Raw genomic sequence first — 23,667 nt, 5'->3', positions numbered from 1 at the left:
CAAACGAGATATCCACGGAGATGTGAGATGGAGATTCGTGAGGCCCTCACCTTTGACGATGTATTGCTGGTCCCTGCGGCCTCCTCTGTCCTGCCGAGCACGGCGGACACAAGGACTAGGGTAACCAAGGCGATTTCCCTCAACATCCCGTTGCTGAGCTCGGCCATGGACACGGTGACCGAGGCGCGCATGGCGATCTGCCTGGCCCAGGCCGGCGGCATGGGGGTGATCCACCGCAACCTCGACATCCAGCAGCAGGCCGACGAGGTCCGCCGCGTCAAACGTTTCGAAAGCGGCATCGTCTACAAGCCCATCACCCTGCGCGCGGACCAGACCCTGGCCGATGCCAACGCCCTGCGCGAGCAGTACAAGATCTCGGGCTTCCCGGTGGTGGATGAAAAGGGCCGCGTGGTCGGCATCGTCACCAACCGCGACATGCGTTTCGCCAATGACGAGCGTACGCCGGTGCATGTGATGATGACCTCGAAGGACCTCGCCATCCTGCAGGAGCCCGCCGACCGGGACGAGGCGATTTCCCTGATGAAGGCCCGCCGCATCGAAAAGCTGCTGGTGACCGACAAGGACGGCAAGCTGACCGGCCTGCTGACCCTGAAGGACACCGAACAGGCGGTGCTGAACCCGACCGCCTGCAAGGACCAGCTGGGCCGTCTGCGCGTCGCCGCCGCCACCACCGTGGGCGATGCCGGTTACGAACGCAGCGCGGCGCTGGTCGATGCCGGGGTCGACATGATCGTGATCGACACCGCGCACGGCCATTCCGAAGGCGTGGCCAAGGCGGTCGAACGCGCCAAGACCCTGTCGAACGAAGTCCAGGTTGTCGCCGGCAATGTCGCCACGGCCGAGGCCACCCGCGCCCTGATCGGCGCCGGGGCGGATGCGATCAAGGTCGGCATCGGCCCGGGGTCGATCTGCACCACCCGCATGGTGGCGGGCGTGGGCGTGCCGCAGCTGACCGCGATCATGGATTGCGCGGCGGCGGCGGGCGACGTGCCGGTCATCGCCGACGGCGGCATCAAGTTCTCGGGCGATTTTGCCAAGGCGATCGCGGCGGGGGCCTCGGTTGCGATGGTCGGCTCGATGATCGCCGGGACCGATGAAAGCCCGGGCGAGGTGATCCTCTACCAGGGCCGCACGTTCAAATCCTACCGCGGCATGGGCTCGCTGGGCGCGATGGCGCGCGGTTCGGCCGACCGGTATTTCCAGAAGGATGCCGCCAGCGACAAGCTGGTGCCCGAGGGGATCGAGGGGCAGGTGCCCTACAAGGGGTCGGCCAATGCCGTGCTGCACCAGCTGGTCGGCGGTCTGCGCGCGGCCATGGGCTATACCGGCTGCGCCACGGTCGAGCAGATGCGCACCGGCTGCCAGTTCGTCAAGATCACCGGCGCGGGGCTGAAGGAAAGCCACGTGCACGACGTGCAGATCACCCGCGAAAGCCCGAACTACCGGATCGGCTGACGCCGGTTTCAGGCCACATGACCTGTCGGCGGGAGTCTGGCGCCGACGGGTTCGGCCAGGGGGCGCCGGAAGCCGCCCGGACCGGTTTGCCGCGTCGTCTGCCGTGCGGATCCCATGCGCCTGCGGCCCCGGGACCCCGTCGCCTGCGGAAACCGCGCAACGCCCGCCCCTTGGAGGCCGGGAGTCGGATCACCAATTCCGCAAGCGCCCGCAATCGGGGCGTTCCGGCGGGGTCGCACCAGGCCCCCGGTTCGGCGATGGCGGGCAACCCGGATGCATCGCAGAGGGGCGCGGATCGTCTGGCCCGCTTCGGGATCGCGTCCGCCTGACCTGTGTCGCGCGCGGCCGCCTGTCGGGCCGCGGCCCGCGACGATCCACCGGCGCCTGCGCACCGGGACAGCGCCACCCCCTTCGGGCACCCGGGCGTCGATCACGGCACGGGCGCCAGGACCGGGTGTCGGCAGCGCCGCCCATTTGCTCATTGCTCAACCGGTCCCCTGTCACCGGGCCGTCGGACGCTCTTACCCGCTTGTGCAGCCATGGAACTATGGCTAGGCTTTTGGGGTGACCGACCGCTCCGCCCCTTCGTCGAAGGGTTTCGGAGACTTGACGAAAGACAGTTCGATGCCTTCCAGGAAAGCGCCGGTCACAATCGGCCTTCTCTATTCCCATACCGGGGTCACATCCGTCATAGAGACCGCGCAGCGCCAGGGGGCGTTGCTTGCGGCCCGGGAAATCAATGCCCAGGGCGGCCTGCTTGGCGAGGAGGTGCTGATCGAGGACAGCAACCCCCAGTCCAGCCCGCAGCTGTTCCGCACCGAGGCGGCGCGCCTGTTGGATACCGGGGTCGATGCGCTGTTCGGCTGCTACATGTCGTCGACCCGCAAGGCCGTTCTGCCGATGGTGGAATCGCATCACAGCCTGCTGTTCTATCCGACCTTCTATGAAGGGTTCGAATATGTGGAGGGCTGTATCTATTCCGGCGCGGCCCCGAACCAGAACGCCCGCATCCTGGCCGATTACCTGGTCGAGACCTACGAGCCGCGGTATTTCTTCGTCGGTTCGAATTACATCTTTCCCTATGAATCCAACCGGATCATGCGCGACCTTCTGTCCAACCGGAATGCGAAGGTGGTGGATGAGATGTACATTCCGCTGGCCTGCACCAAGGAGGATATCGACAGGGTCATCAGCCGGATTCGCGCGGCCGGGCCGGTCACGGTATTCTCGAACGTTGTGGGGCAGGGCGCTGTCGATTTCTATCGCGCCTATGATGCCGCGGGCTTTGACAGGACCCAGCGGCCAATCGCATCGCTGACCTTCGGCGAGCCCGAGATCCGCGCCGCAGGGCTGGATGCATCCGTGGGCAATGTGAAGGCGGCGCCCTATTTCAGCGTTCTGCCCACCCTGGCCAACGCGGCCTTCGTGGCGGCCTATCGCGAGCAATTCGGCCCCGATCAGCCGATCTCGGCCGAGGTGGAGGCCGCGTATTTTCAGGTCCGGATGTTCGCCGAGGCGGTCAGCCGCGTCGGCGGGACACGCCGGGAGGATGTGCTGAAGGCCCTGCCGACCTTTTCCTACGAGGCCCCGCAGGGCTCTGTCCGGATAGATGCCTCGAACCACCATACCTACCTCTGGCCACGGGTCGGCGTCGTCGGCAACCGGGGCCAGTTCGAAATCGTCCGGGAAACGACGGCCCCGGAAGCACCGGCACCCTACCTGGTCGAACATGACGACCCGGTCAGCTTCGCCATGGCAGAGACGGGTGAAAAGTGATGGCTCGCATCCGGCTCAAGGATCTGCGGGGATTGAGCGTTGCGGTGGTGCATCCGCCGGATGCAAACGGCCAGACGATCCTTGACCAGCTGCGGCGGATCGGATGCCGGACAGATCTTGTCTGGCCGCCGGAAAAGGGGCTGCCGTCCAAGGTCGACGTGGTGTTTGCCGGCATCTATTTCGACAGCCAGGAACAGCTGAAAGCGATGCTGCGCAGGGCCGAAAAGCCGGCGCCCGCGATCATTGCCGTGGTGGATTACGAAAACCCGGCGATGCTGGAACTGGTCCTTGACCTTGGCGCCGTGGCGGTCACGTCCAAGCCGGTGCGCAGCTTCGGGATCATGACCAACATGGTGGTCGCGCGCGAGTGTCAGCAGCGCCAGTACGACCTGCAGGACAGGATTTCAAAGCTGGAAAAGAAGCTCGCCGGGCAGAAGGTGATCTCGAAGGCCAAGTCGATTTTGATGGAAATGCACGGAATATCCGAGGCAGAGGCCTTCGAAACGATCAGAAAACAGGCAATGTCCAAGAGAACATCCATCGAAGACATGGCTCAGGCCATTATCAATGCCAATGAGCTGTTGTCAGCCAAGTCGACGGACATATAGTGGAATCAGCGAGCGGCCAATGATGCCCGTTCGTTGTAGCAACGAGGCTCACGTCGATACCTGAAACGGGTCGAGTGGGCTTTTTTTGTTGATATGTTCCGGATGGCTCGATGAGGCGCCATTCGTACCTTGCCTGCCTGACGGGCCAAGGACGTGCATCCCCGTTTTCAGGGGTGTCCCGGAACGGGCGTCGAAACGCCACCGTCCAATGTCGCCAGGGCAGGTCCCCTGCGGGCGATGCAACCACAATCATCGGTCACACAACGATAAACGCACGGTCGTCCTGCGCCCTGAAACCTGCAGTCGCGCTCCGTCCGAAAAAACCGGGAGATGCTCCATGAATTCCAACCGTCGCTCATTCCTCAAGACCTCTGCCGCCTTTGGCGCGGCACTGGCCGCACCATCCCTGATTCCCGGCCGCGCGGCAGCCGCCGGCGAGATCGAGGTCGGCGTTCTGTTCTCGCAGACCGGAGGGCTGTCGATCGTCGAAAAATCCCTTGCCGATGCCACGCTGATGGCGATCGACGAGATCAACGCGACCGGCGGCGTGAACGGCATGATGATCAAGCCGATTGTCGAGGACGGGGCCTCCGATCCCAAGACGTACAACGAAAAGGCGTCCAAGCTGGTCATCCGCGACCGCGTGCCGACCGTCTTCGGGTCCTACACCTCGGCGTCGCGCAAGGCCGTGCTGCCGGTGTTCGAAAAGCGCAACAGCATGTACTTCTACCCGACCTATTACGAGGGGTTCGAATGTTCCAAGAACGTCGTCTACACCGGCGCCGTTCCGAACCAGCAGCTGTCGAACTTCATCCCCTGGATCATCAACACGCTGGGCAAGAAGAAGTTCTTCATCGTCGGGTCCAACTACATCTACCCGCGCGAGATGGCCAAGGTCTCGAAAATCCTGATCGAGCAGAATGGCGGCGAATACGTGGCCGACGAATATCTGGAACTGGGGCATTCCGAATGGGGCGCCATGGTGTCCAAGATCAAGGATTCCGGCTGTGACGTGGTTCTGTCCAACGTCGTCGGCGACTCGGTTGTCGCCTTCTATCGCGAATTCAAGAACCAGGGCCTGACCCATGATGTCCTGCCGATCTGCGCCACCGTGACCTCCGAGATCGAGATCGCGGCAATGGGCGCGGATTTCGCGGTCGGCTCCTACACCTCCTTCCCGTATTTCCAGGCCATCGACACGCCCGAGAACAAGGCCTTCATCGAACGTTACCGGGCCTTCGTGGGCGATCCCAAGGCGGTGACGCACCATGCGCTGGAAAGCTCGTACTTCCAGGTGTTCCTGTGGAAGCAGGCGGTGGAGAAGGCAGGCGAGGCGACGCCCGATGCGATCCGCGAGGGCATCAAGGGCCAGACCTTCGACGCGCCGAACGGCAAGGTGACCGTCGATCCCGACAACCTGCACACCTATCTCACGCCGCGCATCGCGCAGTGGGGCGCGGACGGGCAGGGCACGATTGTCGAGGCCTATCCCGAGCCGGTCCGCCCGATGCCCTACGTGGCCTACGGCGAAACGCCCGACAACCTGTTCTGCACCGCACAGGGCCTCGACAGCTCCAAGCTGTGATCATCGGTGCGGGGGCCCTTGCCCCCGCCCGAACGCACATTATCCGGGGGACACCTCTCCATGTCGGAAATCCTATTCATCGGGCTTTCGCTGTCGTCGATCCTGCTGCTGATCGCCCTTGGCCTGTCGATCACCTATGGCGCCATGGGGGTCATCAACATGGCTCATGGCGAGCTGGTGATGATCGGCGCCTATACCGCCGTTCTGTCGGGCATCTATCTGAACCTGAACCTGTTTTTCGCGCTGCCCCTGGCCTTTGTCGTCTCGGCGCTGGTCGGTCTGGGGCTTGAGAAACTGGTGATCCGCAGGCTCTACGGGCGCATCATCGACACGCTGCTTGCGACCTGGGGCGTTGCCATCATCCTGCAACAGCTGATTCGGCTGGAATTCGGCCTCAGCTTTTTCGGCATCCATATCGAAGGGCTTGGCCCGGGGCTGCAGAACATGGATGTGCCCGCGTTTCTGACCCAGCCGTTCGAGATCGCGGGCATCCCGATCCAGCCCTATCGCTCCTTCATCATCGTGGTCACGCTGCTGCTGACCCTGCTGACCTGGTTTCTGATGTACCGCACCTCCATCGGCACGCAGGTGCGCGCCATCATGCGCAATCCGCAGATCGCGGCGGCCTGCGGCATCGACGTGAGGCGCGTCTCGGCCTTCACCTTCGCCTATGGCTCGGGCCTGGCCGGGATCGCGGGCGTGCTGCTCGCGGGGTTCAAGACGGTGATGCCCGACATGGGCGCCTCGACCGTGGTCGACGGGTTCCTCGTTGTCGTCGTCGGAGGCGTTGGCTCGCTTCTGGGCACCGTGCTTGCCTCGGCCCTGCTGGGCCAGATCAACGGGGTCTTTGCCATCCTGACCAATGACATCCTCGCCCGCGCGGTGGTCTTCGGCGTGGTCATCGCGATCATCCTGTGGCGCCCCCGCGGCCTCTTCGCCTTCAAATCGAGGTAAGGCAGATGACCCGGACCAAGCTTTTCAAATACGGTGACTGGGGGATCTACATCCTGTTCATCGTCATCGTTCTCGGCCTGCCGCTGGTGATGACGGATGTCTTCTGGCTGAACCGGATCGCCAAATACCTCGTCTACGGGATGCTCGGCATCGCCATCGCGCTCAGCTGGGGCTATGCCGGGATCCTGAACCTCGGGCAGGGGCTGTTCTTCGGGCTGGGCGCCTACATGGTCGCCATGTCGCTGAAACTGCAGAGCTATACCTCGCTGCAGCAGGGCAGCGACACGCCGGTGCCCGACTTCATGCTCTGGAACGCCGAACCCGGCGCCCCGACCGAGCTGTGCTGCATCACCTCCGGCTCCTGGCTGTGGTTGCCGTTCCAGGCGCAGTGGTTCGGCATGGTCATGGCGATTGTCCTGCCGGTGATCCTGGCGCTCGTGCTGTCCTCGGCGATCTTCCGGCTGCGGGTGTCGGGGGTCTATGTCGCGATCATCACGCTGGCGCTGGTGCTGCTGGTGCGGCTGCTGATCATCGACGCGCAGCCCATCACCAACGGCTTCAACGGGCTGACGGACCTGGGCTGGCTGACCATCGGCGGGTTCGAATTCGATCCCTACCTCGTCTCGACCTATTACATCGTCGCGGTGTCGATCTGCGTCGTGCTTCTGGCCACCCGCTGGCTGGTGTCCACGCGCGCGGGCCTGATCCTGCAATCGACCCGCGACGATCCCAACCGCTCGCGCTACCTCGGCTATGACGTGGCGGCCTATCAGGTGTTCTTCTTCACCGTGTCGGCCGGGATCGCGGGCTTTGCCGGGATGCTCTATGTCATCGCGGCCGAATTCGCCTCGCCCTCTTTCCTCGATATCACCTTCTCGATCTCGATGGTGGTCTGGGCGGCGGTCGGGGGCCGGTCCTCGCTGATCGGCGCGGCCATCGGCGCGATCCTGATCAACACGATCGAGGCCACCGCCTCGGAAACCGAGATGTTCCGCGAGGCCTGGAAACTGATCATCGGCGTCATCTTCGTGGCCGTCGTCCTTTACATGCCGCGCGGTCTGGCCGGGCTGGCCAGGGATGCGGTCGGACTTTTCGCACAAACCCGCGACAGCGGCAAAACCCGCACCGCGCGCTCCGGCGCGCCGGCGGAATAGGGGGCAGCAGCATGGCAGCGGCACTCACCATCGACGGGCTGGAGGTCGATTTCGGCGGCTTCAAGGCCGTGGACGGCATGACCACGGTGATCGACGAGGGCGAACTTCGCGTCGTCCTGGGCCCGAACGGGGCGGGCAAGACAACCCTGATGGACCTTGTCAGCGGCAAGACCCCCTCGACCGCCGGAGAGGTCCGGCTGTTCGGCAAGGAGATCACCAACTGGCCCGAACATCAGATCGCGCGGGCCGGGGTGGGGCGCAAGTTCCAGATCCCTTCGGTCTTTCGCGACCTGACGGTGCGCGACAACCTGAACGTGGCGGTCAGCCACGAGCCGCGCGTCTTTCGCAACCTCAGGCTGGGCATGGCCGCGGCCGACCGGTCCCGGATCGACGAGGTGATCGCCCTGACCGGGCTGGAGCCGGTGCTGGACACGATCGCCGGGGATCTGAGCCACGGGCAGATGCAGTGGCTGGAACTGGGCATGCTGATCACCCAGCAGGCCCGGGTGATCCTGCTGGACGAGCCGACGGCGGGCATGACCCAGGCCGAAACCGCCAAGACCGCCGACATCATCCTGCGGCTCAAGGGGGCGCATACGATCCTGGTGGTCGAACATGACATGGCCTTCGTGCGCAAGATCGCCGAACGCGTCACCGTCATGCATATGGGCAAGCTGCTGGCCGAGGGGCCGATGGCCCGGATCGAACAGGATCCCGCCGTGCGCGAGGCCTACCTTGGTTCCGGGGGGGTGCACTGATGCTGAGCCTCAGCAATGTCGACAGCTTCTATGGCCGCAGCCAGGCGCTGCACGATATGACCGTCACCGCGCCCAAGGGCGAAATCCTTGCCATTCTGGGGCGCAACGGGGTCGGCAAGACCACGCTGCTGCGCACGATCCTGGGCCTGACGGACCGCAGCGAGGGGGTGATCTCTCTCGACGGCGAGGAGATTTCGGCCAGGCCCACGCATGAGCGCGCCCGCGCCGGCATCGCCTATGTGCCGCAGGGCCGGATGATCATTCCGGATTTCACCATCCGCGACAATATCCTGATGGGCGGGTTCGCCGCCGGAGGGCCGCGCCGGATCCCGGACATCGTGCCAGAGCTGTTCCCCTATCTGATGGACAACCTCGACCGCCCCGGCGGGGTCCTGTCGGGGGGGCAGCAGCAGCAGCTGGCCATTGCCCGTGCGCTGGCCTGCAAGCCCGCCGTGCTGCTCATGGACGAACCGACCGAGGGCATCCAGCCCAATATCGTCGAGCAGATCGAAGAGATCATCATCCGGCTGAACCGCGAGCTGGGCCTGACCATCCTGCTGGTAGAGCAGAACGTCACCTTTGCCCGCCGCGCCGCCGGATCCTTTGTCATGGTCGAACACGGCACTGCCGTGGAAACCGGCCGGATCGACCTTCTGAGCGACGATATGGTCGCCAAACACATGGCCATCTGATGCAGATTTATTCCGATATCCTTGGACCCGCCGCCGATTTCCACGATGCGCTGCACCGGCTCGACCATGCCCATGCGGTGGATGTGCTGCGCCTGCCGCGCGCCGATCTGGCCCGTCGCAGGCTGCGCACCCGGTCCGAAGGCGGGCAGGAGGTGGCCCTGGCCCTGCCGCGCGACAAGCACCTTTACGACGGGGCCGTGCTGGCGATCTCGGACCAGGCGGCCCTGGTGGTGCGGGTCGAGACCGAGACCTGGATCCGCCTGAAGGCCCGCGATCAGGCGATGGCGCTGAAGCTGGGCTATTTCTGCGGCAACCTGCACTGGCGCGTCCGCTTCGACGGCGACATCCTGATGATCGCCGTGGAAACCGAGGAACGCCTGTATCACGACCGTCTCGCCCCGATGATCGCCGCGGGGGAGGTCACGCTCCGTCCCGCTGCCACGCAGGCGCCGGAATGACCGACCGGGTGCTCCCCCTGCTGCGCCTGCTGCAGACCGCCGACAGCTCCTTTCCGTCCGGCGCCTTTGCCTTTTCCTCGGGGCTGGAGACGCTGGCAGAGGAAGGCAGGGCCAATGGCGCCGCCGATATCCGGACCCTGCTGGCCGATCAGGTCGTGCCGCGCTGGCTGAGTTTCGACCGCCCGTTCCTGAGGGAGGCGTGGGCCGCCGCATCCGCCGCCGATCCGCAGGCCGTGCTGGCCTGCGACCGCCAGTGCCACCTGCAGAACACCGTCGACCGGCTGGCCGAGGCATCGCGCCGTGTCGGGCGCTCGCTGCTGACGGTCCATGCGCGGATCGGAACCCCCGGCGCGTCGGATTACCGCGACAGGATCCAGGCAACCGGGCAGGGCGGCGCGCTTGGCTATGAGCCGGTCGTGCAGGGCGTCATCGGCGCGGGCCTCGGCCTGAACGCCGCCGAGACCGAGGCCGGCGCGCTGAATGCCGTCGTGATGGGCTTTGCCTCGGCCGCCGTGCGTCTCGGGCGGCTCGGGGCGCTGGATGCGCAGGCCGTGCTGGCCGCGATCGCCCAGGACATGGCCCGTGGCCTTGCCGCACCTGTTCCCGCCCATGCCGGGGCTTTCGCCCCCCTCACCGAAATCGCGACCCTGCGCCGCAACGCCGGCCAGGCGCGGTTGTTCGCAACTTGAACCCCTAGGTATAGAATGCTTCTGACTCCCACGGAACTTGAACGGCTGACGATCTTCAGCGCCGCCGAACTGGCCCGCAAACGACGTGCGCGGGGCCGTACCCTGAACGCGCCCGAGGCCGTCGCCCTGATCTGTGACGAGATCCTCGAAGGGGCGCGGGACGGGCGCAGCGTGGCCGATCTGATCTCTTTCGGATCGACCATCCTCACCTCGGACGAGGTGATGGAAGGGGTGGCGGACCTGCTGCCGATGATCCAGGTCGAAGCCGTCTTTCCCGACGGGACCAAGCTGGTCACCGTGCACGATCCGATCCGCCCCGGCAGCAAGGCCCCCGAAGGCCGGGTCGGCCAGCCGGGCGAAATCCGCGCCGCCGAGGGCGAGATCGAGCTGAACCCCGGGCGTGAGCGGGTGAGCCTGGTGGTCAAGAACACCGGCGACCGCCCGGTCCAGGTCGGCAGCCATTACCATTTCTTCGAAACCAACAAGGCGCTGGATTTCGACAGATCCGCCGCCTTCGGCTTCCGCCTCGACATTCCGGCTGGCACGGCCGTCCGGTTCGAACCGGGGCAGGAGAAAGAGGTCACGCTCTGCACCTTTGGCGGCAACAAGCGCTTGACGGGCCTCAACAATCTGACCAACGGCGAAGATCGCGAGGCGGCCCTGACCCGCGCCCGCGCCGCCGGATTCAAGGGAGCCTGAGCCATGGTGACCATGACGCGCGCCGAATATGCCGCGATGTTCGGCCCCACGACCGGGGATCAGGTCCGCCTGGGCGATACCGAGCTCTGGGCCGAGATCGAACATGACTACACCAGCTATGGCGATGAATGCCTGCACGGCGGGGGCAAGACCCTGCGCGACGGGCTTGGCCTGGCCGTCGGCGTGACATCCGCCCAGGGCGCGCTCGACATGCTGATCTGCAATGTCGTGGTGATCGACGCCGTGGCGGGCATCGTGAAGGGCGATATCGGCATCAAGGGCGGCAAGATCGTCGCCATCGGCAAGGCCGGCAATCCCGATGTGATGGAGGGCGTGGACCCGCGCCTGATCGTCGGCGCAGGGACCACCGTGCGCGACGCCGAAGGCATGATCGCCACCGCCGGGGCGATAGACGTGCATGTGCATTTCGACAGCGCCCAGCTGGTCGAACACGCGATATCCTCGGGGATCACCACGATGCTGGGCGGATCGCTTGGCCCGATCACAGTGGGTATCGACAGCGGCGGGCCGTTCAACACCGGCAAGATGCTGCAGGCGGCGGAACACTGGCCGATGAACTTCGGCTTTCTGGGCCGTGGCAATGCGCACCGCCCCGATGCGATGCACGAACAGATCCGCACCGGCTGCCTGGGGCTGAAGATCCACGAGGACTGGGGCGCCATGCCCGCCGCCATCGACGCCTGCCTGTCGGTCGCGGACGAGCTGGATTTCCAGGTGCAGCTGCACACCGACACCCTGAACGAAAGCGGCTTTGTCGAGGACACGCTGGCGGCCATCAACGGGCGCGCCATCCACATGTATCACACTGAAGGGGCCGGCGGGGGCCATGCGCCCGATATCATCCGCGTGGCCGGGGTGGCGAACTGTCTGCCGTCTTCGACCAATCCCACCAATCCCTACACGGTGAACACCTTCGAGGAACACCTCGACATGACGATGGTGTGTCATCACCTCAACCCCTCGATCCCCGAGGACGTGGCCTTTGCCGAAAGCCGCATCCGCGCCCAGACCATCGCGGCCGAGGATGTGCTGCACGACATCGGCGCGATCTCGATGCTCGGCTCGGACAGCCAGGGGATGGGCCGCATTCACGAGGTCATCACCCGGACCTGGCAGCTGGCATCCAAGATGCGCGTCCAGCGCGGGCGCCTGCCGGACGAGACAGCCGCCAAGGGCGACAACCTGCGCATCAAGCGCTACATCGCGAAATACACGATCAACGCCGCCCGCTGTTTCGGCATCGAAGAGCATGTCGGCTCCATCGAGCCAGGCAAGATGGCCGATATCGTGCTCTGGCGGCCCGGCTATTTCGGGATCAAGCCCGAACTGGTGGTCAAGGGCGGCTTCATCGCCTGGGGCGCCATGGGCGACAGCGCGGCCTCGCTGATGACCTGCGAGCCGCTGATCATGCGCCCGCAATGGGGGGCCTTCGGCAAGGCCGCGCCCGCGCTCGGCGCCTGTTTCGTGAACCCGCTGGCGATCGAGGACGGGCTGGATGCGGCACTTGGCCTGACCAAACCGCTGTTGCCCGCCGTCGGCACGCGCCACCTGCGCAAATCCGATATGCACCTGAACGATGCCTGCCCCGACATCCGCGTCGATCCCGCGACCTTCGAGGTCTTTGTCGATGGCGAACTCGCGACCTGCGAGCCGGCAAGCGAACTCCCCCTGACTCAGAGGTACATGCTGCGATGAATGCTCCCTTTGCCCCCAAGGACGTGTCGCGCAACGGCCCGGCCCGGATCGGAATCGGCGGGCCCGTCGGATCGGGCAAGACCGCCCTGATCGAAGCGCTGATGCCCGAATTCAACAAGCGCGGGATCGAGGTGGCCGTGGTCACCAACGACCTGGTCACGCAGGAGGACGCCCGCCGCCTGCAGGCCGGTGGCCTGATCGACCCGAACCGCGTGCTGGCGGTGGAGGCCGGGGCTTGCCCCCACACCGTGATCCGCGAGGATCCGACGCTCAACATCGCGGCTGCCGACGATCTGGAGGCCGCGTTTCCCGGCCTCGACCTGATCCTGATCGAAAGCGGGGGCGACAACCTGGCCTCTACCTTCTCGCTCGACCTGGTGGACTGGTGGATGTTTGTCATCGACGTGGCGCAGGGCGATGACATTCCGCGCAAGCGGGGGCCGGGGATCCTGCAATGCGATCTGCTGGTGATCAACAAGCTGGACCTCGCGCCGCATGTCTTTGTCGACGCCGGATCGATCCTGGCCGAGGCGACGGCGATCCGTGGCGAAACCCCGGTCATCGGCTGCCGCTGCAAGGGCCAGACTGTGGAAGGCATCGACCGCATCGCCGACATGATCGCCCGCGACCTGCTGTTCCGCGAGATCCCGGCGTGACTGCAGCCGGGGCCATCTCGTCCGCGCGCCCGGTCCGCGCCTCGCTGGACTTCCGCGATGTGGCGGGGCGCACGCATCTGATGGGGCAGCACACGCCCCATCCGTTCCATATCACCCGCCCGTTCCGCCATCTGTCCGACCCGCAGGGCATGGCCACTCTGTATCTGCAAAGCTCCTCCGGCGGGCTTTATGGCGACGATGACCTGGGGCTGACGATCCGCATGGGGCAGGGCGCGGCGGCCCATGTGACGACCCAGGCCTCGACCATCGTGCACGATGCCCGTGGCCGGGCTGGCGCGGTGCAGGATGTGCGGCTCGACATCGGGCCGGGCGGCTGGCTGGAATACCTGCCCGACCCGGCGATCCTGATGAGCGGCGCGCGCCTGTCCAACCGCGTGACCGCCCGGGTGGCAGAGGGATCGCGGCTGATCATGGCGGATGCGCAGCTGTCCCACGATCCGGGCGGCGACGGCCAGCCCTTTGGCCATCTGGAAAACGCGGTTTCGATTGTCGGCCCCGAGGGTCCGCTGGCGATAGACCGGTTCGACCTGGCAGGCACGGACTGGCTGCGCCGCACCGGCGGGACCCGCTGTTCGGGCATGATCCTGACCTACGGCGCCGGGGCCGCGGGCCCCGCGATGATCGCGGCGATGACCCCGCTGGCGGGCCTTTACGCGGGCCTGTCGACCTTTGCCGAACGCGACATCCACATCCTGCGCTTCCTGGCAGAGGACGGCGTGGCCCTCAGCCGCGCCCTGACGACGGCCTGGCGCGCGGCGCGGATCGCGCTGACCGGCAGCCCACCCCATGCGAGGCGGAAATGACCGCCGCCCGCGACACCGCTGTTGCGGCCCTGCGCCGCCACGGTTCTCAGCCCGGACCGGGGCACAGCCCGCCCGGATTCCACATCAGACCAACGAGGAGAGGAACTCATGCATCACGGTGATATCGGAAGCAGCAACGACACGGTCGGCGTGGCCGTCGTGAACTACAAGATGCCTCGCCTGCACACCCGGGCCGAGGTGATCGAGAACGCCAGGGCCATCGGCGAGATGCTCAAGGGCATGAAGAAGGGTCTGCCCGGCATGGATCTGGTGATCTTTCCGGAATATTCGACCCACGGCATCATGTACGACGAAACCGAGATGTACGAGACCGCCTCGACCATCCCGGGCGACGAGACCGAGATCTTTGCCGCCGCCTGCCGCGAGGCCGATGTCTGGGGCGTGTTCTCGCTGACTGGCGAGCGCCACGAGGAGCATCCCAAAAAGGCGCCCTACAACACCCTCATCCTGATGAACAACAAGGGCGAGATCGTGCAGAAGTACCGCAAGATCATGCCCTGGGTGCCGATCGAGGGCTGGTATCCCGGCGATTGCACCTATGTCTCCGAAGGGCCCAAGGGCCTGAAGGTGTCGCTCATCATCTGCGACGACGGCAACTACCCCGAGATCTGGCGGGACTGCGCCATGAAGGGGGCCGAGCTGATCGTGCGCTGCCAGGGCTACATGTACCCGGCCAAGGAACAGCAGATCATGATGGCCCGGTGCATGGCATGGGCCAACAACTCCTACGTCGCCGTGGCCAATGCGACCGGGTTCGACGGAGTCTATTCCTATTTCGGCCATTCCGCCATCGTCGGCTTCGACGGCCGTTCGCTTGGCGAATGCGGGACGGAGGAGATGGGCATCCAATACGCCCAGCTCTCGGTTTCGATGATCCGCGAGGCGCGCCGCACGATGCAGTCCAACAACCATCTCTTCAAGCTGGTCCACCGCGGCTACACCGGCATGATCAATTCCGGCGACGGCGACAAGGGCACGGCCAAGCTGCCCTATGACTTCTACCGCAAATGGGTCGAGGATCCCGAAGGCACCCGCGAGGCGGTCGAGGCGATGACCCGCTCCACCGTGGGCACCTCGGAAAGTCCGATCGACGGTATCCCGAACGAGAAGGCGGACACCGAACACCGCTGACCGGCAGGGCCAGGCGGGGTGCCGGACGCGGCACCCCGGTCAAGGCTGGCCGCGCGCACCAGGACCGGAGCCATGAGCGATCACGTCATCGAACCGGAACCCGACTGTTCGCTCTTTCGCCGCCGCCGGACCGGGCGGCGGCGGAACTGCACCCCAACCCGATGGCAGAGAGCATGACACTGGACGATTACAGGCTGAGCGCCGAACCCGCCTATCACCCCTGCGGCCAAGAAATCGCCCATTACCGGGCCGCCTATGCCGCGCGCCTGCCGGTGATGCTGAAAGGGCCGACCGGATGCGGCAAGACCCGGTTCGTGGAACACATGGCCTGGGCGCTGGAGCGCCCGCTGATCACCGTGTCCTGTCACGAGGACATGACCGCATCCGACCTCGTCGGGCGCTACCTTCTGGGGCCCGAGGGAACGCATTGGCAGGACGGTCCGCTGACCCTGGCGGTGCGCCACGGCGCGATCTGCTATCTGGACGAGATTGTCGAGGCGCGCCAGGACACCACCGTCATCATTCACGCCCTGACCGACAACCGCCGCATCCTGCCGCTGGAAAAGAAGGGGGAGCTGGTGCAGGCGCATCCGGATTTCCAGCTCGTGATCTCGTACAACCCCGGCTATCAGTCGGTGCTCAAGGATCTGAAGGAAAGCACCAAGCAGCGGTTCTGCGCGATGGATTTCGACTATCCCGATCCCGGGATCGAGGCCGCCATCGTGGCCAGCCAGGCCGGCATTTCCGAAGGCACGGCGCGCCAGCTGGTGCAGATCGCGGGCAAGAGCCGGAACCTGCGCGGGCAGGGCCTGGACGAAGGGGCCTCGACCCGCATGCTGATCCATGCCGGACGGCTGATGGAGGCGGGGCTTGATCTCAGGCAGGCCTGCCAGCTGGCGCTGATCACACCGATCACCGACGACGCCGACATGCGCCAGGCGCTGGCCGCGGCGGTGGACGCCTGTGCCTGACCAGGGCGTCAGGCCGCGTGCCGCCAGCGATCCCGACCTGTCCGATGCCACCCGTGCGGCGTTTCCCGGCGACAGTCTGACGGCCTTTGCCGCCGCCCATGCCCGGCTGGCGGGCGCGGGCTATGGCGCCGAGGTGCCCCGCGTCTTTGCCAGCGCCGCCCGGCAGGTGGCCGCGCTGCACGGGGCCGAGGCGGCGCTGGCGCTTGGCCCCGCGGCCTCGCGCCTTGCGATCCGGGCCCGGCCCCGCGTTGCCGCCCTGTTCCTCGACACCGCCGTCGCGATGGCGCGCAAGCTGGATGCCGGGGATTTCGTCCGCTGGCAGGTGCTGATCGTCGCGCTTCTGCGCCCCGCGCCCGAGATCGTGCTGCCGCTGCTGGAACGGATGGAGATGCTGGTCGAACGGCTGGGCCTCGACATGCTCGACGCCTGGATCGCCACCGGGCTGCGCTTTGCCGCCTCGGATCGCGAGCGGCGGCTGGCCTTCTTTCGCCTGGAGCTGCCCGAGGCACGGCGGCTGCTGGAGCGACACGCGGGCGAAGATACGTTCCAGTCGCTCGAACGCGGGCTGCGGGCCTGTCACAGGGCGCTCTGGGGCCATTTGCCGCCGCTGCGCGAAGCCTTGCCAGCAGGCAGGGGGGGCGCGGCGCGGCGGACGTCCTTTGCCGCCGGGGTCATCCGGATGCCCGCAAGCTATCCCGGACACCGGGGGCGCGAGGCCGCGCTCTACCGCGCGGCCCTGGCCCATCTGGGGGCGCATTTCGCCTATGGGCACGGGCCGTTTCCGGTTGGCCAGCTGAAGCCGATGCAGATCGCGGTTGTCTCGCTGATCGAGGATGCGCGCGTCGAAACCCTGGCGATGCGGGACATGCCGGGGCTGCGCCGGCTCTGGGCCCCCTATCACATCGCCGCGCCCGAGGGCGTCGCGACGGCCCCGTCGCTGTTTTCCCGGCTGGCCCGGGCGCTGTTCGATCCCGACTTTCCGATCCGCCACGGCTGGGTCGACAAGGGCGTCACCATGTTCCGCGACCATCTGGAGCGGATCGGGGATCCGGCGATCTCGCGCCATATCGGCAACCTGCTGGGCAACGATCTGGGCCAGACCCGTGTGCAGTTCAACGCCCGGGGCCATGTGGTTCAGCCGGTCTATCGCGACGACAATCTGGGCCTGTGGGACTTTCCCGAGGACCCGGCGCACCCCCCGCCGCCGCAGGACGAGATGGAGATCGACAGCCACGACCTGCGCCGGAGCGAGGCCACGGACAGGCCCAGGGAACGTCGGCAGGAGGCTCCGCCCGATCCCGGGCAAAGCCCCGAGACGCTTGCGCTCAGCTCGGGCGATCCCGAGGCCGGGGTGACGGTGATGCACCTGCCCGAATACGACGCGGGTGCCCGGATCGAACGACCCGAATGGGTGACGGTCAAAGAATACGACCCCACGCCGGGGGACCCGCGGTTCTGGCAGAGGCTGCAGGAGCGCCAGGGCCCGCTGCTGGCGCGGACAGAGGCGCTGGTGCGCATGGTCGACATGGGCCGGACGCGGCGCCTGAAACGGCAGGCCGAGGGCGAGACGCTGGACCTGGACGCCGCGATCGACGCCGCCATCGACCACCGCTCGGGCCGGACACCGGATCACCGGGTCTACGAGGGCACCTCGGCGCCCGAACGCTCCATCGCCGTGCACCTGCTGCTGGATAGCTCTCGGTCCACGGAGGATCGCGTCGGCAGCCAGAGCGTGCTGGAGATCGAACGCGACGCGGCCGCGGTCTTTGCCAGGGCCACCGACCGGCTGGGCGATGCCCTGGCCATCACGGCCTTTTCCTCCAACGGGCGCGAGGATCTGCGCACGGTCTGCGTGAAACGTTTCTCGGACGACCTCGGGATGCTGGCGGGCATGGCCCTGTCCGGCCTGACATCCGCCTATTCCACCCGGATGGGCGCCGCGCTCAGGCTCGCGGGGCACTCTCTGGCCCGGGTGCCCCGCCACCGCCGCCTGGTCCTGCTGCTCACGGATGGCGAGCCCTCGGACATCGACGTGCCGGATCGCGAGTACCTGATCACGGACGCCCGTCGTGCGGTTCAGTCGCTTTCGGCCGAGGGGATCGACTGCTTCTGCATCGCGCTCGGGCCCGGCGCGGGCGAGACCGTCGGGCGGATCTTCGGGCGGACGGGTTTTGTGCGTGTCGAGCGTCTGGACACCCTGCCGGAGAAGCTGACGGCGCTTTACCTGCGGATGTCGCGCTGACTGCCCGGGGTACGCCGTTCTGCGGGGGTGCCGGGGTGCGGGGGCTCTTTCCGGACGGAGCGCCTGCGGCGCACGCGATGTTTTGCACCGCGCATCCGCGCGGTGCGCCTTTCGCCTCCGGCGGGCATATTTTCGGCAAGAGGAAGCAGGGACGGGGCGCGGGCGGCCCTGTCAGGTGGCGACGTACCAGTCGCGGCGGTGGTTGATCGCGATCACCAGATTCAGGACCACGGCGCCGAGCAGGGACCAGGCCAGCGCCTGCGCGTCGATCACGAAGAGGGCGAAGGCGAAGACGCAGAGGTCGAAGGCGAGTTGCGTCCAGCCGGCCTTGAACCCGGTCCGGTCCTGCAGATAGAGCGCGAGGATGCCGACGCCTCCGAGGGAGGCCCCGTGACGGAAGAGGGCCAGGAGGCCGGCTCCGACGATCATGCCGAAAAGCACCGCGCCAGCGCCCGGGTTGACCGGGCCGAAGCTGACGTAGCGCGGCAGGACGGCGGTGAGCAGGGACAGCAGCGCCACGGCGGCAAATGTCCTGAGCGTGAAGGACAGGCCCATGCGGCGGTAGCCGAACCAGTAGAACGGCAGGTTCAGCGCGAAGAAGACCCAGCCGAACTTGATCCCCGTCACGTAGGAGATCAGCACCGCCAGCCCGGCGGTCTGCCCGGTGGCCAGTCCCATATGGGTCAGCAGGGTGACCCCGAAGGCGGCCATGGTGGCGCCGAAGACGATGCCCTGGGTGTCGGCGAGGGCTGAGTGGTGGGCGGTATCGGTCATCGTCCCCTCAATCGGCGATATAGCGGTCGCGGCGGTGGTTGAAGGCGATGACCCCGTTCAGGATCACCGCGCCGTAGAGGGAATAGAGCACCACGCGGGTTTCGAACAGGAAGAAGGCCACGAGGAAGAGCATCGCGTCGACGATGAACTGCACATAGCCCGCGCGGAAGCCGGTCCGGTCCTGGATCATCAGGGCGATGACGCCGAGACCGCCGAGGGATCCCTTGTGGCGGAAGACGCCAAGCAGGCCGAACCCGGTGAGCACGCCGAAGATCGTGGTGCCCAGGATCGGGTCGAGCGTCGCGAAGGCCAGGTGCAGCGGCAGGTAATCCACCAGCAGCGACAGGGCGGCGACGCAGAAGATGGATTTCAGCGTGAACTCGGCCCCCAGGCGTTTCCAGGCGAAGGCGTAGAACGGCAGGTTCACCAGGAAGAAGACGGGGCCGAAGCTCCAGCCGGTGAGATAGGCGACGATCAGGGCCAGCCCCGCCGTCTGGCCGGTGAGGAAGCCCAGCGAGGTCAGGAAGGTCAGGCCCACCGAGGCGGTGAGCAGCGCGATGGCGAGGCCCTGCAGGTCCTCGAAGGCGGAGTGCGGGACCTTCTGGGACTCGCCTATGGGGATGGGTGCCGGCATGGGCGCAGGCTATGCCGGGGCGCGCGCGGCCGGAAGACGGGCCGGCGGGTGGCGTGGCGGCAGCGGGCACGGTTGCCCAGAGAATGATCAACGGCTGCGCGGGCGGTTGACCCCGGGCGGGCTTCGCGCCACCTATCGGCCAGAGCGGGTGCACGGTGTACCCGGCTGGCGCGGAGGATGGCTGATGGCCTGGAAGGTATTCATCGACGGCGAGGCGGGCACCACCGGCCTGCAGATCCGCGAGCGGCTGGAGGGCCGGCGGGATGTCGAGATCCTGAGCCTGCCGCCGGCGGAGCGCAAGGATCTGGGCGCGCGCAAGGCGGCTGTTCTGGAGGCGGATGTGGCGATCCTGTGCCTGCCCGACGCGGCGGCGGAAGAACTGGTCGGCGCATTGCCCGAGGGGCAGGGCCGGGTAATCGACGCCTCCACCGCCTTTCGCGTCGCGCCGGGCTGGGTCTACGGCTTTGCCGAGATGGCGCCCGAGGTGCGGCAGGCGCTGTCGGGGGCGGTGCGGGTGTCCAATCCGGGCTGCTATCCGACGGGCGGGATCGCGCTGTTGAAGCCCATGGTCGACACGGGGCTGATTGCGTCGGATGCCGGTGTGCATGTGATCGGGCTGAGCGGTTATTCCGGCGGGGGCAAGGCGCTGATCGCGGAATACGAGGGCGGCACGGCGCCGGCGGCGTTCCAGTATGGCACCGGGCAGAGGCACAAGCACGTGCCGGAGCTGATGACCTATTCGGGCCTGTCCACCCGGCCGATCTTTTCGCCGACCGTCGGGAATTTCGAGCGCGGGATGATCGTTCAGGTGCCGCTGCACCTGGCGCCCGGGAGCGGACTTGCGGCGGCGCAGGCGGCGCTGGAGGCGGCCTATGCCGACAGCCGTTTCGTCACAGTCCTGCCCCGGCCGGAGGGCGAAATCCGGGTCGATCCCTGCCGGCTGAACGGGACAAATGCGCTGGAATTGCAGGTGCTTGGGGATGAAAGTTCAGGTAACGCCGTGCTGGTGGCGGTGCTGGACAACCTCGGGAAGGGGGCCTCTGGCGCGGCGGTGCAGAACATGAACATCATGCTGGGGCTGGACGAGGCCGAAGGGCTGGTCTGAGGCGCGTCCTGTACCTGTGCCGGGACCTCTTGCACCACCGGCAACATGCGGACTGCACCTTGCCCTGCGGGACCCCGCGGAGTGACGGAGTGGTGTCGCGCGCTGTCCCGTCCCGGCCTTGCGCCGGGACCTCTCGCACCACGGGCACCATGCGGACGGTGTCTTGCACTGCGGGACCCCGGCGCGGGGGCCGGGGTGTCGGTGTGGAGGAGGGCGATGTGATGCGGGGCCCAGGTCTCCGCCCGGCAGGATCCCCGGGCATCGGGCGGAAACCCGGCCCGCACAGCACCGCCCCTGCAGTCCCGTCACCCCAAAAGCAAAACCCCGGCACCTGGCCGGGGTTTTCCTTCACTGTCCGTCGTCTGTCGCGACGTATCTGTCAGGCGCGGCGGCGGCGGCCCGAGCGCGAGCGCCCGCCGCCCTGGGCGGCCTTGGCCGCGTCGGGGAAGGTCGCGCCTTCCTCGACCGCGTCGAGCACGCGCGAGAACTGGATCCATTCGCTGCCGTTGGCATCGTGGTTCATCAGGAAGTTGGCGGCCTTGATCGCCTCCATCTCGACCTTGCGGATCGGGTTCATGATGGCCGAGGTCATGCCGGCGCCGATGGCCATCGGCAGGAAGGCGGCGTTGATCCCGTGGCGATGCGGCAGGCCGAAGGAGATGTTGGAGGCGCCGCAGGTGGTGTTCACGCCCAGCTCGTCGCGCAGGCGGCGCACCAGGGTAAAGACCTGCTGCCCGGCCGTAGCCATGGCGCCGATCGGCATCACCAGGGGGTCGACCACGATGTCATGGGCCGGAATGCCGAAATCGGCGGCACGTTCGACGATCTTTTTCGCCACGGCGAAGCGGACCTCGGGGTCTTCTGAGATCCCGGTGTCGTCGTTCGAGATCGCCACCACCGGCACGTTGTACTTCTTGACCAGCGGCAGGACGAGTTCCAGCCGCTCTTCCTCGCCCGTCACCGAGTTCAGCAGCGGGCGGCCGTTGGAGGCCTTCAGCCCCGCTTCCAGCGCGCCGGGGACCGAGCTGTCGATGCAGAGCGGCACGTCGACGATGGACTGCACCTTTTCGATCAGCGCCTTCATCAGGTCCGGCTCGACGAAGTTGTTGTCGGCGTAGCGCGGATCCTCGGCCATCTTGTTGGTGAAGACCGCGCCCGAGTTGATGTCGAGCACCATCGCCCCGCAGGCGACCTGTTCCAGCGCGTCCTTTTCGACGGTGGTGAAGTCGTCCATCTCCAGCTCGGCCGCCAGCTTCTTGCGGCCCGTGGGATTGATCCGCTCGCCGATCACGCAGAAGGGCTCGTCAAAGCCGATGGTGACGGTCTTGGTCTGGCTCTCGATCACGGTGCGGGTCATCTACGCTCTTTCTGTTGTTGCGGTTGGCCAGGGCCTAGCAGGTTCTCAGGCGGATTGCGACACGGCTGCCGAGACGCCGGACTGGCCGGCATGGTCGGTCACCCACTGCGCCGCGGTCTTGATGCCGCCCAGCGGGAACATGTGCACCTGCTCGATCAGGCAGTCGGGATGCGCGGCCTTGTGCGCGGCGAGGTCGGCCAGCACGTCGGTCGGCTCGTAGGGCAGGACCAGCTTGGTCACGTCCATCGCGCGCTTCTGCAGGACCTTGAGCGAGGGGCCGACGCCGCAGGCGATGGCGAATTTGATCAGGGTCTGCAGCTTGGCCGGGCCGGCGATGCCGATGTGGATCGGCAGGGCGATGCCCTCGGCCTTGAGCCGGTCGGCCCAGGCGACGATTGGCGCCGCGTCAAAGGCGAACTGCGTGGCCATCGCCATTTTGGCGTCGGTGCGCTCGGAGAAGGCCTGCTTCCAGCGCAGGGCCTCCATCACGGCGCGGTCGCCGCCGTTGGGGTCGATGTCGCGGTTGCCCTCGGGGTGCCCGGCCACGTGCAGGCGGGTGAAGCCGGCGCGGTCGAAGAGGCCGGTTTCGATCAGCTGCATCGAATTGTCGAAGGCGCCATGCGGGGTCGAGATGCCGCCGCCGAGCAGCAGCGCCTGGGTCACGCCGGCCTCGCCCTGGTAGCGGGCGATCCAGTCGGCGAGGGTGGCGGCGTCCTTGATGATGCGCGCGGGGAAATGCGGCATCACGTCAAAACCGTCGGCCGCGATGCGGCGGGCGGTGGCGACCATCTCGTCGATCGGCGTGCCGTCGATATGGGCGATGTAGACGCGGGTGCCTTGCGGCAGCAGGGCGCGGAAATCATCGACCTTCTCGGCGGTGCGGGGCATCACCTCGATCGAATATCCATCCAGGAACGCCTCAAGATTGGCGTTTGCGGGGCGGGCCGCCTCGCGGCGGCGGAAGTTCAGCAGAGCCATCGCGGCCTCCCAATGCCTTGGGCCCTCAGGCCCGTCCGTCGTTCCCGATCAACGCCTTCAGGCGATCCTGATCGTATTCCGCTTCCAGCCGGGCAGCTTCTGCCGCGGCCACGTCGGACGGTTCGCCGTCCACCGGGGCAGAGGGGGCCTTGCGCCATTCGGCGAGATAGGCGTCTGTTTCCGCCGCTCCCGATTTCATGGCCGCGCGGTCGATCGCCTGCTCGAAACGTTCCGAGAGCTGCACCTTCGCGCCACGCCGGCCCTTTCCGACGATCACCTGGGCGGGGATGTCCCTCCAGTAGACGATCGTGACATCGGGCATGGGCGTGTTTCCTCCTGTACTCCGTGGGGCTCTCTCTAAGGCAGAGAGGCCGCCTGGCGCGGTCGTTTTTCGACCTCACATGAAGCG

Annotated in this window: 23 protein-coding genes; 18 read left to right on the top strand and 5 right to left on the bottom strand. The window is 66.7% G+C overall.

The window, feature by feature from the left end; all coding sequences use genetic code 11:
• Positions 1-27 precede the first annotated feature (27 nt).
• The 17 genes from guaB (at position 28) to GLS40_RS05145 (ending at position 18,410) form a co-directional block, all read left to right on the top strand.
• Entirely contained in the window at positions 28-1,476 is a 1,449-nt protein-coding gene (guaB, locus tag GLS40_RS05225; RefSeq protein ID WP_160381675.1) for an IMP dehydrogenase, read from the top strand.
• Between the two features lie 624 nt (positions 1,477-2,100).
• Positions 2,101-3,252 carry a transporter substrate-binding domain-containing protein gene (locus tag GLS40_RS05220; protein WP_160381674.1) on the top strand — a complete coding sequence of 384 codons (1,152 nt, stop codon included), beginning with the start codon at positions 2,101-2,103 and terminating at the stop codon, positions 3,250-3,252.
• Positions 3,252-3,860, top strand: coding sequence for an ANTAR domain-containing response regulator (locus tag GLS40_RS05215; protein ID WP_160381673.1), 609 nt, complete (start codon positions 3,252-3,254; stop codon positions 3,858-3,860). The genes GLS40_RS05220 and GLS40_RS05215 overlap by 1 nt, the downstream gene beginning before the upstream one ends.
• Before the next feature lie 337 nt (positions 3,861-4,197).
• Entirely contained in the window at positions 4,198-5,445 is a 1,248-nt protein-coding gene (locus GLS40_RS05210; protein WP_160381672.1) for a transporter substrate-binding domain-containing protein, read from the top strand.
• Between the two features lie 60 nt (positions 5,446-5,505).
• Positions 5,506-6,399 (top strand): urea ABC transporter permease subunit UrtB, encoded by an 894-nt coding sequence (gene urtB / locus GLS40_RS05205; protein ID WP_160381671.1) that lies wholly within the window; start codon positions 5,506-5,508, stop codon positions 6,397-6,399.
• 5 nt (positions 6,400-6,404) lie between these two features.
• Positions 6,405-7,553, top strand: a complete 1,149-nt coding sequence (urtC, locus tag GLS40_RS05200; RefSeq protein WP_160381670.1) for an urea ABC transporter permease subunit UrtC — start codon at positions 6,405-6,407, stop codon at positions 7,551-7,553.
• An 11-nt stretch (positions 7,554-7,564) separates the two neighbouring features.
• On the top strand, positions 7,565-8,311 hold the full coding sequence (urtD, locus tag GLS40_RS05195; RefSeq protein ID WP_160381669.1) for an urea ABC transporter ATP-binding protein UrtD: 747 nt from the start codon (positions 7,565-7,567) through the stop codon (positions 8,309-8,311).
• On the top strand, positions 8,311-9,003 hold the full coding sequence (gene urtE, locus GLS40_RS05190; RefSeq protein ID WP_160381668.1) for an urea ABC transporter ATP-binding subunit UrtE: 693 nt from the start codon (positions 8,311-8,313) through the stop codon (positions 9,001-9,003). Before urtD ends, urtE begins: the two co-directional genes overlap by 1 nt.
• Positions 9,003-9,461, top strand: a complete 459-nt coding sequence (locus tag GLS40_RS05185; RefSeq protein ID WP_160381667.1) for an urease accessory protein UreE — start codon at positions 9,003-9,005, stop codon at positions 9,459-9,461. The genes urtE and GLS40_RS05185 overlap by 1 nt, the downstream gene beginning before the upstream one ends.
• Positions 9,458-10,150, top strand: a complete 693-nt coding sequence (locus tag GLS40_RS05180) for an urease accessory protein UreF (protein WP_160381666.1) — start codon at positions 9,458-9,460, stop codon at positions 10,148-10,150. Before GLS40_RS05185 ends, GLS40_RS05180 begins: the two co-directional genes overlap by 4 nt.
• A gap of 15 nt (positions 10,151-10,165) precedes the next feature.
• Positions 10,166-10,849 (top strand): urease subunit beta, encoded by a 684-nt coding sequence (locus GLS40_RS05175; protein ID WP_160381665.1) that lies wholly within the window; start codon positions 10,166-10,168, stop codon positions 10,847-10,849.
• Positions 10,850-10,852: 3 nt separating this feature from the next.
• Complete coding sequence (gene ureC / locus GLS40_RS05170) at positions 10,853-12,565, top strand: urease subunit alpha (RefSeq protein ID WP_160381664.1); 1,713 nt, start codon at positions 10,853-10,855, stop codon at positions 12,563-12,565.
• Positions 12,562-13,221: an urease accessory protein UreG gene (gene ureG, locus GLS40_RS05165; RefSeq protein WP_160381663.1), complete on the top strand. Its 660-nt coding sequence runs from the start codon at positions 12,562-12,564 to the stop codon at positions 13,219-13,221. The genes ureC and ureG overlap by 4 nt, the downstream gene beginning before the upstream one ends.
• A complete protein-coding gene (locus GLS40_RS05160) occupies positions 13,218-14,045 on the top strand; it encodes an urease accessory protein UreD (protein WP_160381662.1) in 828 nt (275 codons plus the stop codon). The genes ureG and GLS40_RS05160 overlap by 4 nt, the downstream gene beginning before the upstream one ends.
• 108 nt (positions 14,046-14,153) lie before the next feature.
• Positions 14,154-15,197, top strand: coding sequence for an aliphatic amidase (locus tag GLS40_RS05155; protein WP_160381661.1), 1,044 nt, complete (start codon positions 14,154-14,156; stop codon positions 15,195-15,197).
• A 173-nt stretch (positions 15,198-15,370) separates the two neighbouring features.
• Positions 15,371-16,168 (top strand): CbbQ/NirQ/NorQ/GpvN family protein, encoded by a 798-nt coding sequence (locus tag GLS40_RS05150; protein ID WP_160381660.1) that lies wholly within the window; start codon positions 15,371-15,373, stop codon positions 16,166-16,168.
• Positions 16,161-18,410, top strand: a complete 2,250-nt coding sequence (locus GLS40_RS05145) for a nitric oxide reductase activation protein NorD (protein ID WP_160381659.1) — start codon at positions 16,161-16,163, stop codon at positions 18,408-18,410. The genes GLS40_RS05150 and GLS40_RS05145 overlap by 8 nt, the downstream gene beginning before the upstream one ends.
• 171 nt (positions 18,411-18,581) lie before the next feature.
• Here GLS40_RS05145 and GLS40_RS05140 read toward each other — a convergent pair whose 3' ends face one another.
• Together GLS40_RS05140 and GLS40_RS05135 are read right to left on the bottom strand one after the other, a co-directional pair.
• On the bottom strand, positions 18,582-19,184 hold the full coding sequence (locus GLS40_RS05140; protein ID WP_160381658.1) for a YitT family protein: 603 nt from the start codon (positions 19,182-19,184) through the stop codon (positions 18,582-18,584).
• 7 nt (positions 19,185-19,191) lie between these two features.
• Positions 19,192-19,818 (bottom strand): YitT family protein, encoded by a 627-nt coding sequence (locus GLS40_RS05135; RefSeq protein WP_160381657.1) that lies wholly within the window; start codon positions 19,816-19,818, stop codon positions 19,192-19,194.
• 184 nt (positions 19,819-20,002) lie between these two features.
• On the opposite strand from GLS40_RS05135, the gene argC reads away from it, so the two are divergent.
• On the top strand, positions 20,003-20,923 hold the full coding sequence (argC, locus tag GLS40_RS05130) for an N-acetyl-gamma-glutamyl-phosphate reductase (protein ID WP_160381656.1): 921 nt from the start codon (positions 20,003-20,005) through the stop codon (positions 20,921-20,923).
• A 379-nt stretch (positions 20,924-21,302) separates the two neighbouring features.
• On the opposite strand, the gene GLS40_RS05125 is transcribed toward argC, so the two are convergent.
• From GLS40_RS05125 to GLS40_RS05115, 3 genes are read right to left on the bottom strand one after another with little or no spacing between them, the layout of a single operon-like run.
• Positions 21,303-22,280, bottom strand: coding sequence for a methyltetrahydrofolate cobalamin methyltransferase (locus GLS40_RS05125; RefSeq protein WP_160381655.1), 978 nt, complete (start codon positions 22,278-22,280; stop codon positions 21,303-21,305).
• Between the two features lie 45 nt (positions 22,281-22,325).
• A complete protein-coding gene (locus GLS40_RS05120) occupies positions 22,326-23,258 on the bottom strand; it encodes a methylenetetrahydrofolate reductase (RefSeq protein ID WP_160381654.1) in 933 nt (310 codons plus the stop codon).
• A 25-nt stretch (positions 23,259-23,283) separates the two neighbouring features.
• Positions 23,284-23,580 carry a virulence factor gene (locus tag GLS40_RS05115; protein ID WP_160381653.1) on the bottom strand — a complete coding sequence of 99 codons (297 nt, stop codon included), beginning with the start codon at positions 23,578-23,580 and terminating at the stop codon, positions 23,284-23,286.
• Positions 23,581-23,667 lie beyond the last annotated feature (87 nt).

This window comes from Pseudooceanicola pacificus, from assembly GCF_009789075.1.
In the GTDB taxonomy this organism is placed as follows: domain Bacteria; phylum Pseudomonadota; class Alphaproteobacteria; order Rhodobacterales; family Rhodobacteraceae; genus Pseudooceanicola; species Pseudooceanicola pacificus.
The sequence above is the reverse complement of the archived record's forward strand: the minus strand, read 5'-3'. Positions and strand labels throughout refer to the sequence as shown.

Bases quoted from the DNA above. Each gene is read 5' to 3' on its own strand.
- ureG (WP_160381663.1), top strand. From the start codon at position 12,562: ATGAATGCTCCCTTTGCCCCCAAGGACGTGTCGCGCAACGGCCCGGCC.
- argC (WP_160381656.1), top strand. From the start codon at position 20,003: ATGGCCTGGAAGGTATTCATCGACGGCGAGGCGGGCACCACCGGCCTG.
- guaB (WP_160381675.1), top strand. From the start codon at position 28: ATGGAGATTCGTGAGGCCCTCACCTTTGACGATGTATTGCTGGTCCCT.
- GLS40_RS05175 (WP_160381665.1), top strand. From the start codon at position 10,166: ATGCTTCTGACTCCCACGGAACTTGAACGGCTGACGATCTTCAGCGCC.
- urtB (WP_160381671.1), top strand. From the start codon at position 5,506: ATGTCGGAAATCCTATTCATCGGGCTTTCGCTGTCGTCGATCCTGCTG.
- GLS40_RS05215 (WP_160381673.1), top strand. From the start codon at position 3,252: ATGGCTCGCATCCGGCTCAAGGATCTGCGGGGATTGAGCGTTGCGGTG.
- GLS40_RS05210 (WP_160381672.1), top strand. From the start codon at position 4,198: ATGAATTCCAACCGTCGCTCATTCCTCAAGACCTCTGCCGCCTTTGGC.
- GLS40_RS05150 (WP_160381660.1), top strand. From the start codon at position 15,371: ATGACACTGGACGATTACAGGCTGAGCGCCGAACCCGCCTATCACCCC.
- GLS40_RS05115 (WP_160381653.1), bottom strand. From the start codon at position 23,580: ATGCCCGATGTCACGATCGTCTACTGGAGGGACATCCCCGCCCAGGTG.
- GLS40_RS05135 (WP_160381657.1), bottom strand. From the start codon at position 19,818: ATGCCGGCACCCATCCCCATAGGCGAGTCCCAGAAGGTCCCGCACTCC.
- GLS40_RS05120 (WP_160381654.1), bottom strand. From the start codon at position 23,258: ATGGCTCTGCTGAACTTCCGCCGCCGCGAGGCGGCCCGCCCCGCAAAC.
- GLS40_RS05140 (WP_160381658.1), bottom strand. From the start codon at position 19,184: ATGACCGATACCGCCCACCACTCAGCCCTCGCCGACACCCAGGGCATC.
- ureC (WP_160381664.1), top strand. From the start codon at position 10,853: ATGGTGACCATGACGCGCGCCGAATATGCCGCGATGTTCGGCCCCACG.
- urtE (WP_160381668.1), top strand. From the start codon at position 8,311: ATGCTGAGCCTCAGCAATGTCGACAGCTTCTATGGCCGCAGCCAGGCG.
- urtC (WP_160381670.1), top strand. From the start codon at position 6,405: ATGACCCGGACCAAGCTTTTCAAATACGGTGACTGGGGGATCTACATC.
- GLS40_RS05155 (WP_160381661.1), top strand. From the start codon at position 14,154: ATGCATCACGGTGATATCGGAAGCAGCAACGACACGGTCGGCGTGGCC.
- GLS40_RS05185 (WP_160381667.1), top strand. From the start codon at position 9,003: ATGCAGATTTATTCCGATATCCTTGGACCCGCCGCCGATTTCCACGAT.
- urtD (WP_160381669.1), top strand. From the start codon at position 7,565: ATGGCAGCGGCACTCACCATCGACGGGCTGGAGGTCGATTTCGGCGGC.
- GLS40_RS05180 (WP_160381666.1), top strand. From the start codon at position 9,458: ATGACCGACCGGGTGCTCCCCCTGCTGCGCCTGCTGCAGACCGCCGAC.
- GLS40_RS05125 (WP_160381655.1), bottom strand. From the start codon at position 22,280: ATGACCCGCACCGTGATCGAGAGCCAGACCAAGACCGTCACCATCGGC.
- GLS40_RS05220 (WP_160381674.1), top strand. From the start codon at position 2,101: ATGCCTTCCAGGAAAGCGCCGGTCACAATCGGCCTTCTCTATTCCCAT.